Source organism: Methanospirillum hungatei (genome assembly GCF_019263745.1).
GTDB classification, from domain to species: domain Archaea; phylum Halobacteriota; class Methanomicrobia; order Methanomicrobiales; family Methanospirillaceae; genus Methanospirillum; species Methanospirillum purgamenti.
Genome location: NZ_CP077107.1, coordinates 638522 through 653540, shown reverse-complemented (window position 1 = coordinate 653540; position 15019 = coordinate 638522). Strand labels below are relative to the sequence as shown.

Sequence of the window (15019 nt, the reverse complement as noted above, 5' to 3'; positions counted from 1 at the left end):
ATTCTCTATGAAATGCTACATATGTGCGAAAGCCGGAAAAGAAACTGATGCAGTGGGTATCTGTATCGTCTGTGGTATGGGTCTTTGCATGGACCATGCTATTCGAGAAGATATGGATATCTGGGAAGGAGGGTATCCCTTCCCTATAAAGAAGACAAAGGTGAAAATGCCCCGGATATTGTGTGAAGAATGCAAGAATGCCATGAATGGGTGATATTCTCATGAATCTTATAAAACGGTCAGTAGCTGAATGTATCGGAACCCTTTTCCTTGTTTATTTTGGAGCTGGTGCTGCGGCAATCACCCTCATGATCGCTTCCGGATTACAGACTCCAAATCCATTTAATATTGGTATTGGGGGGCTCGGAGGACTTGGTGACTGGCTTGCAGTGGGGCTTGCATTCGGGTTTGTCATCGCAGCGGTTATCTATGGACTTGGCAGAATATCCGGGGCACATATCAATCCGGCGGTTACCATTGCTCTTTGGGCAACAAAGCGGTTCCCAACCAAAGACATGGTGTGGTACGTTGTTGCTCAGATTATCGGCGCATCGCTCGGAAGTCTTCTTTTTGCAGCTTCAGTCGGGATGGATGCTGTCACTATTGGTGGCCTGGGAGCAACTGCTCCATTTCCAGGGATATCATATGGACAAGCGATACTAGCAGAATTTATCGGTACATTTGTTCTGATGATGGCGATTATGGGCGCTGCTGTTGATCGGAATGCACCGTCAGGATTTGCTGGATTGGTGATAGGATTTACTGTAGCAGGCGTAATTATCACAACCGGTAACATAGCAGGTTCATCACTGAATCCTGCCAGAACATTCGGACCATATCTGGGAGATCTGCTTCTTGGTGGTTCAAATCTTTGGGGTTTTTTCCCGATTTACATTATTGGGCCGATTCTTGGTGCTATATGTGCCGCTTTTTTTTATGATTGGGTATCAACAGAAGACTAGTCTCTTTTTTTAAATCTTATATTTTTTAAAAGATATAATCGAATATTTGATTATAAAAGAGATGAGAATAAAAATGGTTGTTAGAAAATAATTATCAGGCATATGAAAATGCCCTTCGTGAATATTACACATGGCACAATAGTATTCATAGTCAGAGTTCTCTTAATGTCTGTTCAGTATGTGGAAAACATGAAAAGGGAATACCATATATATCAAAACGTTCCCAGGTATGTCAGTCCTGTGTCGATAAAATTGCCTCACATAAAAAACTTATAAAAGATTTTCTTTTCAATAAAACAATCAGGCATGAAAAGGTGAACTCTCAGGAGATTCCTTTTCTGATATCACTCTCTGATGAGGATAAGTATGATTTTCTCTTCAGACTTCTTGATTTTCATGATCATCTGAGCTTAAAAGAAGCGCTTGAACTGGTCAGGGAATTTATTGCGCTGTTTCAGATTCCAACAGACACTCCTTATTTTTATGAAACATTTTTCCCTGCTTTTTTACAAGAATTTACCACTGATCCGAATCTTCTTCCCGTCTGGTGTGCTGATATCCCGATAGGCTTTCAAGATGTTAAAAAGCCAGGCGAAATGGTTCATTATATTGATAAAATTACTATTTTGCATCAACAACCTGTCCTGAAAAAGAAAAAAGCCGGGAAACTGTTCACGTTAACCTGGGGCCGTGAACAAATTTACTCTCATGCACGAGCTGGAGAAGGCACGGATTTTGAATTTTTTGAACAATATCAGGGAACAGTAGTGATTACATCTAACCGGATTATCCCTCTTCATTCTGATGGATCATCACCTTTTATATTCCTAATAGCCCGGATTTCATCCTTAAAAATTGTATCATCCGGCATAGAAATCACTCTTGATGGACATGACCGCCCATACCAACTTATCGGATTGAACGATAAAAGGGGACAAAATATTGGATTTTGTATTATGCATCTTGTTAAGAAAGGAACCCAGATAGTGTCACTGGTGGATACTTTCTGATGCTCTTTTCTACCGATGAAATCTTCCATACATCATGAAGTTTCTCCCATGAAAACTGGTTGCAACCAGTTGTAACATTAGAAATCGCGTGTTTTTCACCGAAAAGACGAATTATCTCACCTATGTTCTGATCACGGATCGAGATTTGCGAACTGGTTACAACAGGCAGTGTGGTTCATAATTCAATATACTGTGAAAAGATGTCATATTACTTCAAAATAGAACTAGATTTTAATAGAAATCAATTTCAGACTATTCATCACCGGTTTTGTCTACAGACCTTATACACTGTTTCATACAATACTTGTGTGTCACGGGGAGACCAGACAGACACGATTCACGTCTGAAGACCTGAACCACATGTGTCATCTTTCCGTATACTGGATCATACGTGTGCCTTTGCATGTCCTCCTACATTGCGATAATCATACACATCCGGTCAGGGAAAGAGAAACAGGGTATCTACCCGTAACTCATCCATAGGAAAAATCACAGGAAAAGTCAGATGCCATCATGAGTCTGGCAGGGTGCCGGACTCATCCCTCCTACATTCGTTATCTGATGTATCCTCACCTAACAAACACAGAGGCAAAAAAAATGTTAACAAAAAGCAGATTCAGCACCAAATATAATGAAAACCAGGTAACCCTTATCAATTATCTCAAGACCCAGCTTCACAATGGAAGATGCTTTCTAAAATCCAAATATATAGCAAAAGAGCTTGGATTATCTTCAAAAGAAGTAGGGACTAATATGGCTATCCTTTCAGAGATCTGCCCTGATTTTACCATTGAACGGTACAGTTATTCAAACAGTACAACATGGCTTGTATCTCCAGGAAGCACACAGGGTTTTCAGAGAAGAATGGAACATCCGGTTGCATCTGTATAAGTTGGTAGAAACTGCTCATACCCCCCCTCACTTTTCTTGTCAATTAGAAATTTCAATTTATAATTTTCACACTGGTTTTACGCATATATCATTTGTTAAAAAACGTGGGGATTATCATTACCGGGTTTATACCATATTGAATGGCTGAAGCACACCTACCCGGTTTCCTTCGGTATCCTTCATTGCAACATACATTCCAATGCCTGGGATTTCCATAGGGTTTCCAAGTATCGTTCCTCCGGCACTGGTGATCTGTTCAATCGATTTTTCCAGGTTTTCAACTGCAATCACAACAGAAGGGCATTTTGGCATGTCCTGGCCCATTGGGTAAAATCCTCCGCCAATGGCTCCTGCTTTTAATGGCATATTATCATTATCCATTTCCGTTGTTGCAGCGGTTACGTAATTTCCCATTTCCTGGCCATATGATCTCATCTCCCAACCGAAAACAGTGGAGTAGAACTTTTTTACCCGCTCATTATCCTCATATGGCATTTCAAAGTGTACTACCGGATCCATTTTTTTCTCCTCTGTTAGAAATGAACAGATAATGTATCCATTCTTTTTCCTTGTTAAATAATTTCTGATTTCTATAATGAATTGACGACAAAATGAAAATCCGAAATTTAAAATATAGTCTAGGTTTTTTTATTCTGCCCTTTTCTTCGAACGGTTTCGACTTGATTGGACTTATGAAATAATCAATCAAAAAGCTCTAATAGAAAAGAAAAAAGAGTTCCTCATGATGACCAAGGTGTTAGCGTCCCCTTCTCACTATATTCAGGGCCCTGGAGAACTTCTCCGCATCAACAAGCATATTGCCCGTATTCATGGACCGTACCTTTTTGTTATGGGAAATCATGCAATGCACTTTTTAAAAGGTATAATTGAGGAGAGTTTCCTTCAATCAGATAGATCATTAATTTTTGAAAAATTCAACGGTGAATGTACAAAAAATGAGATCCATCGGTTATGTGAAGTTTTTGATAACAATCACTGCAAATGTGTAGTGGGCGTTGGGGGAGGAAAAACATTAGATACTGCGAAAGGAGTTGCCTACTTTAAAGGATGCCCTGTAATATCGATACCCACCATTGCCTCAACTGATGCACCAACGAGTGCAATCTCTGTAACGTATACTGAAGATCATGTGTTTGATGGAAATTTGATCTTACCAAGGAATCCGGAGATCGTTTTAGTCGACAGCGAGATTATTGCTCAGGCACCGGTCAGATATCTCGTTGCAGGCATGGGTGATGCACTATCCACGTATTTTGAGGCCCGTGCAAATGTCAATTCTGGGCATGAGAATTTTGTTGGAGGATTGTCTACAAATTCATCTTATGCCCTAGCAAAACTCTGTTATGATATCCTTATTCGTGATGGCCTGAAGGCAAAGCAATCTGCTGAAATGAATAGTTGTTCAAAAGAATTGGAGAATGTTATTGAAGCAAACATTTACTTAAGTGGTGTCGGATTTGAAAGCAACGGGCTTGCCTGTGCACATTCGATATATAATGCAATGACGGCTCTTCCTCAGTGTCATAACCGGTACCATGGAGAACTTGTGGCATTTGGTGTAATTGTTCAGTTGGTATTAGAAAACCGTCCGGAATATGAGATAGCAGAGGTGATTCAATTCTGTACGAATGTCGGATTGCCAGTCACATTTGCAGAATTAAGTGACACACCTTTCGATTATGACGATCTCATGAAGGTTGCAGATATCGCATGTAGTCCGATTAATTTTATGAATAGTGAACCATTTGATGTCACATCAACAATGGTATATGATGCGATGGTTCAGACAAATGAACTGGGTTTAAAATTCCGATGAGAAACCTATCTTCACTCATAAACCCGAGAAATTATTCAATAAATTCAGGATAATCAGGATGATTGTTGGTAATTTTTAACAATCCTATAACTTATTATATAATAATCTATCCATAGGTTGAGATCTCTCATTTCTTGATACTTATTTTGCTATTCAAAACCAAGTACTACCCAGGTATACATGGCATATGTCCACCGGATAGAAGTCCAATATAAAACCGATCCCAGACTAAAGGTTAGAACTGATCGGATCCGTTCACTTGGGTTTCCCATTGATGAACTTCATGTGATTGATATCTATACCATCTCAACCCATTCCCGTGACTTTACTCCGGAAGAACTGCGTGAGATAGGTTCAAAGCTCATAAACCCGGTGGTGCAGACTTTTACCGTTGATAAAGCCACGATTGCACACTTTGATACTGCTATTGAAGTCGGGTTTCTTCCGGGGGTGACTGATAACGTAGGCACTACCGCACGCCAGACCATCGAAGACTTTACCAAAAGAAAATTCGAGCCAGGAGAAGCGGTATACTCATCTCAGATGTACTTTGTCTGTGGAAGGCTCTCCCCGACCAATGCCGAAAATCTAGCTGCAACACTTGCCAATCCGTTGATCAACCGTGTTCATATGAAAACCAGGACTGAGTATGGCACGAAAGGAATGGATATTGTTGTCCCTCTCGTCAACTTGCACGAACTCCCAACTGCTGAACCGGTTGACCTTGGTGTGGATGACCAGGAGCTTATCAGAATCGGAAAAGAAGGCATCATTGATTCAGAGACTGGACAGAGAAGGGGCCCGCTTGCATTAGACCTGGCACAGATGCATGCAATCCGTGACTATTTCACATCATTGGGAAGAAAACCAACTGATGTTGAGATTGAGTCACTTGCCCAGACATGGAGTGAGCATTGTAAGCATACGATCTTTGCCTCACCAATGGACGATGATATGCCAAAGGGGCTTTATAAGACCTGCATCCAGGCGGCTACCAATACTATTCGGGCACAAAAGGGTGACAAGGACATCTGTCTAAGCGTCTTTTCCGACAATTCAGGAGGGATTATCTTTGACGACCATTATCTCGTCACCCACAAGGTTGAGACACATAATTCTCCGTCAGCACTTGATCCCTTTGGGGGAGCTCTTACCGGAATTGTAGGAGTGAACCGGGACACCATAGGATTTGGTCTTGGAGCAAAACCCTGTATCAATATCTATGGATTTTGTGTCGGAGACCCGGAAAGCAATCCAGCCCTTTATCGCGGCAAAAACAATTCAAATCCAATCCTTTCCCCACGACGGATTCTTGACGGTGTCGTATCAGGAGTTGGCGTTGGTGGGAACTGCTCAGGTATCCCGACACCCCAGGGATTTGTCTGGTTTGATGATCGGTATGTAGGAAAACCCCTGGTCTTTGCCGGAACCGTAGGCATAATGCCCCGCAGTGACGGGACTAGAAATCTCTTTGAGAAACAGGCACACCCGGGAGATTACATTGTCATGATAGGAGGGCGGGTCGGGAAAGACGGAATTCATGGGGCAACCTTCTCATCAGAGGCATTGGACCCGGGCAGTCCGGTCACCGCCGTCCAGATTGGAGATCCCATCACCCAGAAGAAGGTATCAGACGTTATCGTCAAGGAAGCACGGGACCGGGGCCTCTATACCAGTATCACTGATAACGGTGCTGGTGGTATCTCCTGTTCGGTAGCAGAGATGGCGAAGGAATGTAACGGATGCCATGTCTATCTTGATAAAGTCCCACTTAAATATCCGGGAATGGCACCCTGGGAGATCTGGATCTCGGAATCACAGGAACGAATGACTCTTGCGATTCCGCCAGAGAAATTGAATGAGTTCATGGATCTTCTTGCCAGCCGGGAGGTGGAAGCTACGGTTATTGGGACTTTCACTGATACCGGCCGGTGTGTAGTGGAGTTTCATGGAACGGTTGTGATGGATATCGAGCTCTCCTTCCTGCATGATGGTCTGCCGATAAAACTCCTGAAGACAGAAGCACCAGTTCCTGTTCAATCAGATCCCATGCCGTCATGCCCGGAGCACCTGGATACGACACTCAAGGAGATGCTTGCCAGGAAGAATATCTGTTCCAAGGAGTTTATTTCTGTTCAATACGACCATACCGTGCAGGGCGGGCATGTACTGGGTCCGGTTCAGGGAGCAGGACGAGTTCAGGGGATGGCAACCCTTACCAAAGTTGTTCCGGATTCAAAGAAAGGAGTCGGTCTTTCACAGGGCATCTTCCCATCATACTCAGAGATTGATTCCTACCGGATGACGATTGCCTGTATTGACACCGCAATTCGTGGTCTTATCGCGCTTGGTATTCCACTTGATTCTATCGCCATCCTGGATAATTTCTGCTGGTGTTCATCAGATAAACCAGAGCGACTGGCCCAGCTCAAAGCTGCAGCCCGTGGATGTTATGACGGAGCCACCGGGTTTGAAACGCCGTTCATATCCGGAAAGGACAGTATGTTCAACGACTTCAGAGGATATGACGAAAATAACAATCCGGTGTTAGTCTCCGTGCCCCCGACGCTCCTTATATCCTCCATCGGTATCCACCCGGATGTGACAAAAGCAGTCTCTCTTGATGCAAAGATCGAAGGGGATCTTGTCTACCTGATTGGGGAGAACCGGGAGGAACTTGGCGGGTCGGAATATTCTGCTTATCTTGGTATCTCCGGTGGCATCGTCCCTGCTCTGGATATTCCAGCCATGAAAGTCCGGTACCAGCGGCTAACTCATGCCATTTTACACGATCTCGTTGTATCGGCATTCCCGGTTACCCATGGAGGACTTGCTGTGGCCTTTGCAAAGGTAGCAATCGGCGGAAAACTGGGATTGGATGTCACCCTCACCGGAGACCTACGACCAGATGTCCTTCTTTTCTCAGAAACCCTTGGACGATTCATCGTCACAGTAGATCCTGATAAGAAACGATCATTTGAACTGGCGATGGGATCTGACGCTACCCTGATTGGCAGAGTAACCGGGAAGAATCTGCAGATAACCGGACCGTCACTTCGGATATCTGTCCCGGTCAGTGAACTTGAATCAGCATATAAGAAACCATTCGGGGGGTATTAATCATGAATCCGATAGCGACAGGACAGGCCTTTGGACGGAAGGAACTGGAGTTGATCCCGGACAAGGCACTCATCATGAGCGGGTACGGGATTAATTCAGAGATGGAGACCCGGGAGGCCCTTTTACGTGCGGGTATGGATGCAGATATCATCCACATCAATGATCTTATCGACCGGAAATACCGGATGTGTGATTATCGTCTCTTGGTTTTCCCTGGTGGATTCTCCTATGGTGATGATACCGGGGCAGGAAATGCCTATGCCAACCGGGTCAGGAATAATCTCTGGAATGATGTGACTGAATTTCTCGAGGAAGATAACCTGGTGCTTGGTATCTGCAACGGGTTTCAAATCCTCGCTAATCTTGGGCTTGTGCCGGCATTTGATAAGCAATATAAGCGGGATATCGCACTCATGCCAAACCGGAAAGGAGTGCTTGAGTGCCGGTACGTGACCATCAAACCCGCTGCTGAAACGCTCTGGACGAAGGGCATTGAACGAATAGTCTGTCCGGTCTCTCATGGAGAAGGGAATTTTTCCTGTTCAAAGGAGGTACTTACCCAGCTCAAGAACCGGAAGATGATCGCGTTTACCTACTGTCGGGAAAATCTGAAACCAGCTGATGGAGAGTACCCCTATAATCCCAATGGGTCGGTTGCGGACATTGCCGGAATCACCTCTGCAGACGGAAAAGTCCTTGCCATGATGCCTCATCCTGAGCGAGCGATGGAATTTGTCAATGAATATGACTGGCCTTTACAAAAAGAAAGGCTACGCCGAAATCAGCAGCCCGTTCCGACAGAATCCATGAATATGAAATTATTCAGAAATATCGTAGGGTATTTCTGTTAATTTATTTCAATTTATTACAATAAAACAGGTTTGAAGACCATATGGTGAAAAAAGAGAAAAGTTCTCCTCAGGCTCCACCGATTACATCACTGTCCGGAGCACTTCGTATCTTTCAAAAACGATTCTCATTTTCACCACGAATGTCCCGTATTCCTGTTCAGGATTCTCTTGGACGGACAACTGCCGAAGCAATTTTTTCACCGCTTTCTGTTCCAGCGGCTCATCTTTCAGAAGTGGATGGAATAGCGGTTCGGAGTAAGGATACTCTTGATTCATCCGGAAAAAAACAGGTATTTCTTACTGATGTAATTCCAGTAAACACGGGTAATGTTGTACCCTATGGGTATGATGCGGTCATCATGCTTGAAGACCTGAAGGAGAAGAATGGAGGATATTGTATTGAGAAACCCATTCCTCCCTGGCATCACATCCGTCCCATTGGAGAAGATATCGTCCAAAATGAGATGATTCTCCCCAGAAAAAGCAAAATCCGGGCATCAGATATTGGTGCTCTTTTAAGTTTTGGGATTACTGAAATTCTGGTCTGTGATCTCAAAGTTGCTCTCATTCCCACGGGTGATATGATTGTTCCTGCAGGAACGCATCCTGAACCAGATCAGATGATTGCAAGTAATCTGCACGTTGTTGCTGCTCTGCTTGGTTCCATTGGAGTAACGGTCACTCATTATCCAATCGTACTGGATGATAAGAAAAAGATTACAAAAGTTGTAACACAAGCAATTGCGGATCATGACATTATTCTCATCTCCGGAGGATCTTCGAAAGGGACGAAGGATTACACTGCTTCAGTTATTGAGGAACTGGGGACCATTATTGTAAATGGTATTGCAATCATTCCTGCAAAAACGACTATTCTTGGAGATATCGAAGGAAAACCGATCATTGGAATGCCTGGATATCCTATTGCGAATTATACGATCCTTCGTGAGATAGTGCTCCCTCTTCTCTCCTGGTTCGGATGTGAAATTCCTGAGTATCCAGCTATTCCGGTTATTTTAGGAAGAGACGTTCACTCATCAACCGGTTTTGAAGAATTTGTGCTGGCATCGGTTGGAAAAATCAAGGATCATTGGATTGCAGTTCCATTTCCCCGTGGAGCTGGTGTCCAGATGTACATGGTCAGGGCACAGGCATACCTGAAGATTCCATCAAGCAAAGGTGAATTGAAGAGTGGTGATAAAACAACCGCATATCTTACAGTTCCTCATAAAACTGCAGATCAGGTGGTGCTTGTAACCGGGAGTCATGATCCAGCGATTGATTACCTGGCTGATCTTGCAAAGGATGCGGGGATTACTATTGCATCTTCTCATGTAGGAAGTACGGGAGGTTTGCTTGCGTTACAACAGGGATTTTGTCATCTGGCTCCGATGCACCTGCTTTCAGATGACGGTGAATATAACATTCCTTATCTCAAAAAACATTTTCACAATGAAGAACTCGTCCTGGTATGTATCGGTGAACGGATTCAGGGAATTGTCTCTAAAGAGATTCTTGGATTTGAGTCTATCACAACTCATCGGTTTATCAATCGCCAGGAGGGTTCAGGGACCCGGATGCTGTTTGATCATCTTCTGAAACAAAAAAATATACGGCCTGAATTAATTGACGGATATGATGAAGAAGTTCCAACGCACCTTGGTGTCTGCCTTGCAGTAATGAATGGTGATGCAGATCTTGGGATGACCATTTATAGTGCAGCTCGTGCATTTTCGCTTCCATTTGTTCCGGTCGATGTGGAACGATATGAACTGGTAACCACAAAGGAGATGTTTGAGAAGGATCATCGTATTAAAATAATTATCGAGTTGATAAAATCCCAGAAGTTTAAGGAGATACTCATACACCTTGGCGGATATGAGATAGATCAGACTGGTAATATCCGGTATTGCACTATTCGATGACGAGCATTTGCATAGATACACTGTTTCATTATGTGTCTTTTATAATTGCATGGTGGACTACCGTTTCTGATTCTCAAATCTCTTTATTTTATCATCATTGTCGCAAAATACCTTTTCATGAAAATTGATACTGATATTCTCACCACTTTTCCCGGGCTTTTTGTTGCAGAAGGTGATATCGGACCACTTGCTATTACCGATGTGAATCCTGAGCTTGAAGATCTGAAAGATGTAATTATCGCAGAAATAAAAGATCGATACTCACTTGAACAGATTAAAGATGAACCGCTCTTCAGAGCATATAGGGATTTCTTCTGGAGCGTCGGAGTAGACCCGACAAAAACTCGTCCGGCCTCTGAAGCTCTGGTCCGAAGGATACTCGCAGGAAAACCACTCCCAACAATAAATACGGCTGTGGATGCGTATAATCTTGCATCAATCCGGACCGGTGTTCCAATAGGGGCCTTTGATGCTCACCTTCTGCATGGGGATCTTACTATGCGGTTTGCACAGGAAGGAGAAGAATTTCTTGGGATAGGCATGAAAAAGCCGATAATTCTGCAAAAAAATCAGGTTATCCTCACCGATGAGAAAGAGATCATTGCAGTCTATCCATATCGGGATTCAGATGGAACAAAGATAACTCCTGCCACAAAGACGATACATATCGTAGCATGTGGTGTCCCGAAAATTGATAAAGAGACGGTATTTTCTGCATACAAACTGGCATCTGGTTACCTGAAAGAGTATAATCAGGGAAGATGATTGGAGAGTTATCCGGTTACATGCAGGTCAATCGGGAGGAAAAAACCACGAGATGAAAATCAAGCCGTGGAGTTCTATTCGATCACGACCAGATAATTCATTCACTCGGCTTTACCGATTCTCACATCCAGATCGGAGTATTATCTGCAGTTCCTTATTGTGCTACACTTATTGGCATGATTTTCTGGTCCCGTCATTCAGACAAAACCGGTGAGATTAAACACGATATGAAGATTTGAAAATGCGAGAACAATCCCAAGCACAATCGGAGAAAGACTCATGCCGACATATTCATGCTGGTATATATGTAAAAAATTACCTCCCTTTATAAAACAAAGGGTTGCATTGACTCCAGTTAGTAAACAATATCTAATTATGTGCTGAAATCCGATTATTGAGAATAGAAATGAGTACAGGGATTTCACCAGGTATTCCCGGAGCATCATATGCCGGGATTCTCTTTCTTCTGGCCGGTTCTCTTCTCTTCATGGGAATTATTACGGCAGAAATTTTTTATCCCCAGGGCTACACGACTGCCAACAGTGAAATAAGTGATTTAGGAGCCACCAGACCGCCGGACAGTATCTCATACCAGCCATCAGCCACTCTCTTCAACTGGACTATGATACTGAGTGGCCTTCTGATTATCGGAGGAGCACTTCTCTTATTCCGAAATAAAAGTGAACGGATATTCAAACTTTTTCCTCTTCTCCTCGGTATCGGAGTACTTGGTGTCGGGATATTTCCGGGGAATGTTGCAATATTACATCCCATTTTTGCCTTGATGACATTTATCTCCGGAGGGCTTTCCTGTATCCTCTCATGGAAGATGACAAAAAGCCCCCTAAAATTTGTATTTGTGATTCTCGGAGGAATGACATTACTCTTCTTATTCCTCCAATCGTTTTTTATTCCAATCCTTGGTGACGGAGGTACTGAACGCTTTGTTGCTTATCCGGTTATTATCTGGCTTATCGGATTTGGCGGATTTCTAACCGGAAAATACGGAACACCGGAGGAGATATGATCACCATAATTCAGGCGGACAATCTTCACAAATCATTTCCCACGACCACGGCAATCGATCATATCAGTTTTGAGGTTTTCGAAGGTGAGGTGTTCGGTCTGCTTGGTCCAAATGGTTCAGGCAAAACAACCCTTGTCCGTTTGCTGAACGGTGTGCTTACTCCAACCTCGGGAAGAGCATATGTCTTTGGGAAGGATGTCACAACGGACGGGTCATGGATACGGGCCAGGACCGGAGTTCTTACTGAAACCCCGTCACTGTACGAAAGACTAACGGCGAAGAAGAATCTCTCGTTCTTTGGAAGGTTTTACGGAATTCCTGATTATGAGATACCAAAACGAACAGACGAGATGCTCTCACTCATGCATCTTTCAGACCGGGCAGATGAACCGGTTGGCGGATTTTCGAAAGGGATGAAGCAACGGTTAGCCATTGCCCGGGCACTGATGCATGACCCGCCAATTCTGTTCCTTGACGAACCAACATCAGGACTTGACCCCGAATCATCCAGGCAGGTTGAAGATATTATCCAGGAGCTTGCATCAGACGAACAAAAGACCATATTCCTCTGCACTCATAATCTCTCGCAGGCAGAACGGTTATGCAGCAAAGTTGCGATGCTCAATACAGGGAAAATTCTTGCAGAAGGAAGTATTCAGGATCTTTCCCGCCGTCTGTTCTCTGCTGTTCCGGTTGAGATGGAATTCCTTCACGAACCTTCACCGGCAGTTATTCAGGCAGTCAGGAATACGAGGGGAGTCACAGTTGATTCTGTGGAAGGGACCACTATCCTCTTTCATGTCACCGATAAAGAACTGATTCCATCGGTTATCAGGGCCGTAATTCAGGAGGGAGGAGATATATTCCGGATAGCACCGCAGGATTATTCTCTTGAGGAGATTTACTTCACCGTCCAGCGACAGGGAGGAATGACCGTATGAATTACCGGATAATCAGGGCAATTGCAGAGAAGGATATCGAAGATGCACTTCATAACCCTATCAATATCTATGGTGCTCTTATCGTTTCATTCATCTTTGCAATCCTGATTCCCCTTATCATTACCAATGCACCGACATTTGATCCGAATTTCACCGGACAGGAGGCGTTTGATGAGATTGAATCACTCATCCCGACTACGCTCCAGTCACTCATCGATACCCTGACACCCGAAGCATTGTTTATTGTGATTATCCTGGGATATCTCATCGCTCCGCTCTTTCTGGTCATCCCCCTGATGATCTCCTGTATCATTGCATCAGAGGCATTTGTCGGAGAAAAAGAACGAAAAACACTTGAACCGCTCCTCTATACGCCGGCAACCGATACCGAACTGTTCCTTGGAAAGATTACAGCAGCCATGATTCCAGGGATAGTATTTACCTGGTTGAACTTTCTCATCTTTGCCCTGATCGTAAATATCGCAGGGCTTCCAATAATGGGCTCATTCTGGTTCCCGACCATGAATTGGATCGTCATGATGATCTTCCTGGTCCCAGTGATATCTCTTCTTGGGGTATCAGTGACGATTATCATCTCTACCCGGGTCAAAACCTTTATGGAAGCCTACCAGGCGACGGGAATCCTGGTCCTTCTTGTGGTCGGGCTGATGATTGCCCAGTCTATTGGGTTATTATTTCTCTCTCCGGAGGTTACCGTGTTTGTTTCGCTCGTGGTTTTGGTTGTCGATGCCCTTCTGATAAAAATTGGGATTAAAATATTCAGCCGAAGCGAGCAGATAACGAGGGTATAATTATTTTCTGACAGTAAAATACCTTGATTTTAATATAAAAATAAAATATATGGAAAGATATGGGTTGTGTGGATTTACCCATTTTTTAAAGTGATTATTTAAAACATAATCAAAAAATGGATATTGTTGGGAAAGATATGAGAATAGTGACTTGGAATTGTAATGGTGCATTTCGGAAAAAGGAACATAAATTAATAAGTACTTTATACCCTGATTTAGCCATTATTCAAGAATGTGAAAAACCAGACCTTAAATTTACCTCTCAATTTCCGCACTACCTTTGGGTAGGGGACAATAATAATAAGGGTCTTGGTATTTTTTCATTAATGCCAATTATAAAAAGTGAAGTCCACGATAGTAAATCTAAATATTACCTCCCTTTTTTACTTAATGATATTTTGATTCTTGCTTTTTGGACAAAAAACGATACTAATTCACCTCAAAACAGGTATATCGGTCAGGCATTTAACGTATTAAGAAATTATCATGATCACCTACAATCAAAATGTATGATTATTGGAGACTTGAATTGGAACGTTTGTTGGGATTCTGCAACTCAAAAAAATCCAGTAACGGGGACTCTTACTGAATTCAATGCGATTTTAGCAAATTTTGAAATATTCAGTGCATATCATTTTCATGAAAATATCAAATTTGGATTCGAAAAAAAACCAACATTATTCCTTTATAGAAAAAAAGAGCGACCATATCATGTTGATTATATCTACACTTCAATGGATTTTCTAAAGAATCTCAAGATGTTAGAAATTGGTAAATTTGATGAGTGGATTCAATTTAGTGATCATATGCCTGTTTATATCGACATTGAATAATTACTCTTTTTACTGAATAGTAATAATGATTTGAAATCATAAATT

Annotated in this window: 14 protein-coding genes; 13 read left to right on the top strand and 1 reads right to left on the bottom strand. The window is 42.9% G+C overall.

Going from position 1 to position 15019, the window contains the following annotated elements; all coding sequences use genetic code 11:
• Positions 1-7: 7 nt before the first annotated feature.
• The 4 genes from KSK55_RS03155 (at position 8) to KSK55_RS03140 (ending at position 2863) form a co-directional block, all read left to right on the top strand.
• Positions 8-214 carry a DUF2180 family protein gene (locus tag KSK55_RS03155; RefSeq protein WP_214418758.1) on the top strand — a complete coding sequence of 69 codons (207 nt, stop codon included), beginning with the start codon at positions 8-10 and terminating at the stop codon, positions 212-214.
• A 7-nt stretch (positions 215-221) separates the two neighbouring features.
• Positions 222-962 carry an MIP/aquaporin family protein gene (locus KSK55_RS03150; protein WP_218608144.1) on the top strand — a complete coding sequence of 247 codons (741 nt, stop codon included), beginning with the start codon at positions 222-224 and terminating at the stop codon, positions 960-962.
• 77 nt (positions 963-1039) lie between these two features.
• Positions 1040-1972: a hypothetical protein gene (locus KSK55_RS03145; RefSeq protein WP_218608143.1), complete on the top strand. Its 933-nt coding sequence runs from the start codon at positions 1040-1042 to the stop codon at positions 1970-1972.
• Positions 1973-2485: 513 nt separating this feature from the next.
• Positions 2486-2863 carry a DUF7123 family protein gene (locus KSK55_RS03140; RefSeq protein WP_306128128.1) on the top strand — a complete coding sequence of 126 codons (378 nt, stop codon included), beginning with the start codon at positions 2486-2488 and terminating at the stop codon, positions 2861-2863.
• A gap of 126 nt (positions 2864-2989) precedes the next feature.
• Here the strand turns inward: KSK55_RS03140 and KSK55_RS03135 are convergent, their stop codons facing one another.
• A complete protein-coding gene (locus tag KSK55_RS03135) occupies positions 2990-3382 on the bottom strand; it encodes a VOC family protein (protein ID WP_218608142.1) in 393 nt (130 codons plus the stop codon).
• Between the two features lie 223 nt (positions 3383-3605).
• Here KSK55_RS03135 and KSK55_RS03130 point away from each other — a divergent pair, with 223 nt between their 5' ends.
• The 9 genes from KSK55_RS03130 to KSK55_RS03090 all read left to right on the top strand — a co-directional run bounded on the left by KSK55_RS03130 (position 3606) and on the right by KSK55_RS03090 (position 14974).
• Positions 3606-4700 (top strand): glycerol dehydrogenase, encoded by a 1095-nt coding sequence (locus KSK55_RS03130; RefSeq protein WP_250545146.1) that lies wholly within the window; start codon positions 3606-3608, stop codon positions 4698-4700.
• A gap of 180 nt (positions 4701-4880) precedes the next feature.
• Positions 4881-7820, top strand: a complete 2940-nt coding sequence (locus KSK55_RS03125) for an AIR synthase-related protein (protein ID WP_218608141.1) — start codon at positions 4881-4883, stop codon at positions 7818-7820.
• Positions 7821-7822: 2 nt separating this feature from the next.
• Complete coding sequence (locus KSK55_RS03120; protein WP_214418752.1) at positions 7823-8671, top strand: phosphoribosylformylglycinamidine synthase subunit PurQ; 849 nt, start codon at positions 7823-7825, stop codon at positions 8669-8671.
• Positions 8672-8712: 41 nt separating this feature from the next.
• Positions 8713-10596, top strand: coding sequence for a molybdopterin biosynthesis protein (locus KSK55_RS03115; RefSeq protein ID WP_218608140.1), 1884 nt, complete (start codon positions 8713-8715; stop codon positions 10594-10596).
• Between the two features lie 117 nt (positions 10597-10713).
• Positions 10714-11361: a B3/B4 domain-containing protein gene (locus KSK55_RS03110; protein WP_218608139.1), complete on the top strand. Its 648-nt coding sequence runs from the start codon at positions 10714-10716 to the stop codon at positions 11359-11361.
• Positions 11362-11767: 406 nt separating this feature from the next.
• On the top strand, positions 11768-12388 hold the full coding sequence (locus tag KSK55_RS03105; protein WP_218608138.1) for a DUF998 domain-containing protein: 621 nt from the start codon (positions 11768-11770) through the stop codon (positions 12386-12388).
• Positions 12385-13329 carry an ABC transporter ATP-binding protein gene (locus tag KSK55_RS03100; RefSeq protein WP_218608137.1) on the top strand — a complete coding sequence of 315 codons (945 nt, stop codon included), beginning with the start codon at positions 12385-12387 and terminating at the stop codon, positions 13327-13329. The genes KSK55_RS03105 and KSK55_RS03100 overlap by 4 nt, the downstream gene beginning before the upstream one ends.
• Positions 13326-14141, top strand: coding sequence for an ABC transporter permease subunit (locus tag KSK55_RS03095; RefSeq protein WP_218608136.1), 816 nt, complete (start codon positions 13326-13328; stop codon positions 14139-14141). Before KSK55_RS03100 ends, KSK55_RS03095 begins: the two co-directional genes overlap by 4 nt.
• A 116-nt stretch (positions 14142-14257) precedes the next feature.
• The gene (locus KSK55_RS03090) at positions 14258-14974 is read left to right on the top strand and encodes an endonuclease/exonuclease/phosphatase family protein (RefSeq protein ID WP_218608135.1); all 717 of its coding nucleotides are present in this window, start codon (positions 14258-14260) and stop codon (positions 14972-14974) included.
• The last annotated feature ends 45 nt before the right edge of the window (positions 14975-15019 follow it).

Coding starts and splice junctions, on each gene's coding strand:
- KSK55_RS03090 (WP_218608135.1), top strand. CDS start 14,258: ATGGATATTGTTGGGAAAGATATGAGAATAGTGACTTGGAATTGTAAT.
- KSK55_RS03130 (WP_250545146.1), top strand. CDS start 3,606: ATGATGACCAAGGTGTTAGCGTCCCCTTCTCACTATATTCAGGGCCCT.
- KSK55_RS03135 (WP_218608142.1), bottom strand. CDS start 3,382: ATGGATCCGGTAGTACACTTTGAAATGCCATATGAGGATAATGAGCGG.
- KSK55_RS03110 (WP_218608139.1), top strand. CDS start 10,714: ATGAAAATTGATACTGATATTCTCACCACTTTTCCCGGGCTTTTTGTT.
- KSK55_RS03140 (WP_306128128.1), top strand. CDS start 2,486: ATGAGTCTGGCAGGGTGCCGGACTCATCCCTCCTACATTCGTTATCTG.
- KSK55_RS03100 (WP_218608137.1), top strand. CDS start 12,385: ATGATCACCATAATTCAGGCGGACAATCTTCACAAATCATTTCCCACG.
- KSK55_RS03095 (WP_218608136.1), top strand. CDS start 13,326: ATGAATTACCGGATAATCAGGGCAATTGCAGAGAAGGATATCGAAGAT.
- KSK55_RS03115 (WP_218608140.1), top strand. CDS start 8,713: ATGGTGAAAAAAGAGAAAAGTTCTCCTCAGGCTCCACCGATTACATCA.
- KSK55_RS03105 (WP_218608138.1), top strand. CDS start 11,768: ATGAGTACAGGGATTTCACCAGGTATTCCCGGAGCATCATATGCCGGG.
- KSK55_RS03125 (WP_218608141.1), top strand. CDS start 4,881: ATGGCATATGTCCACCGGATAGAAGTCCAATATAAAACCGATCCCAGA.
- KSK55_RS03150 (WP_218608144.1), top strand. CDS start 222: ATGAATCTTATAAAACGGTCAGTAGCTGAATGTATCGGAACCCTTTTC.
- KSK55_RS03155 (WP_214418758.1), top strand. CDS start 8: ATGAAATGCTACATATGTGCGAAAGCCGGAAAAGAAACTGATGCAGTG.
- KSK55_RS03120 (WP_214418752.1), top strand. CDS start 7,823: ATGAATCCGATAGCGACAGGACAGGCCTTTGGACGGAAGGAACTGGAG.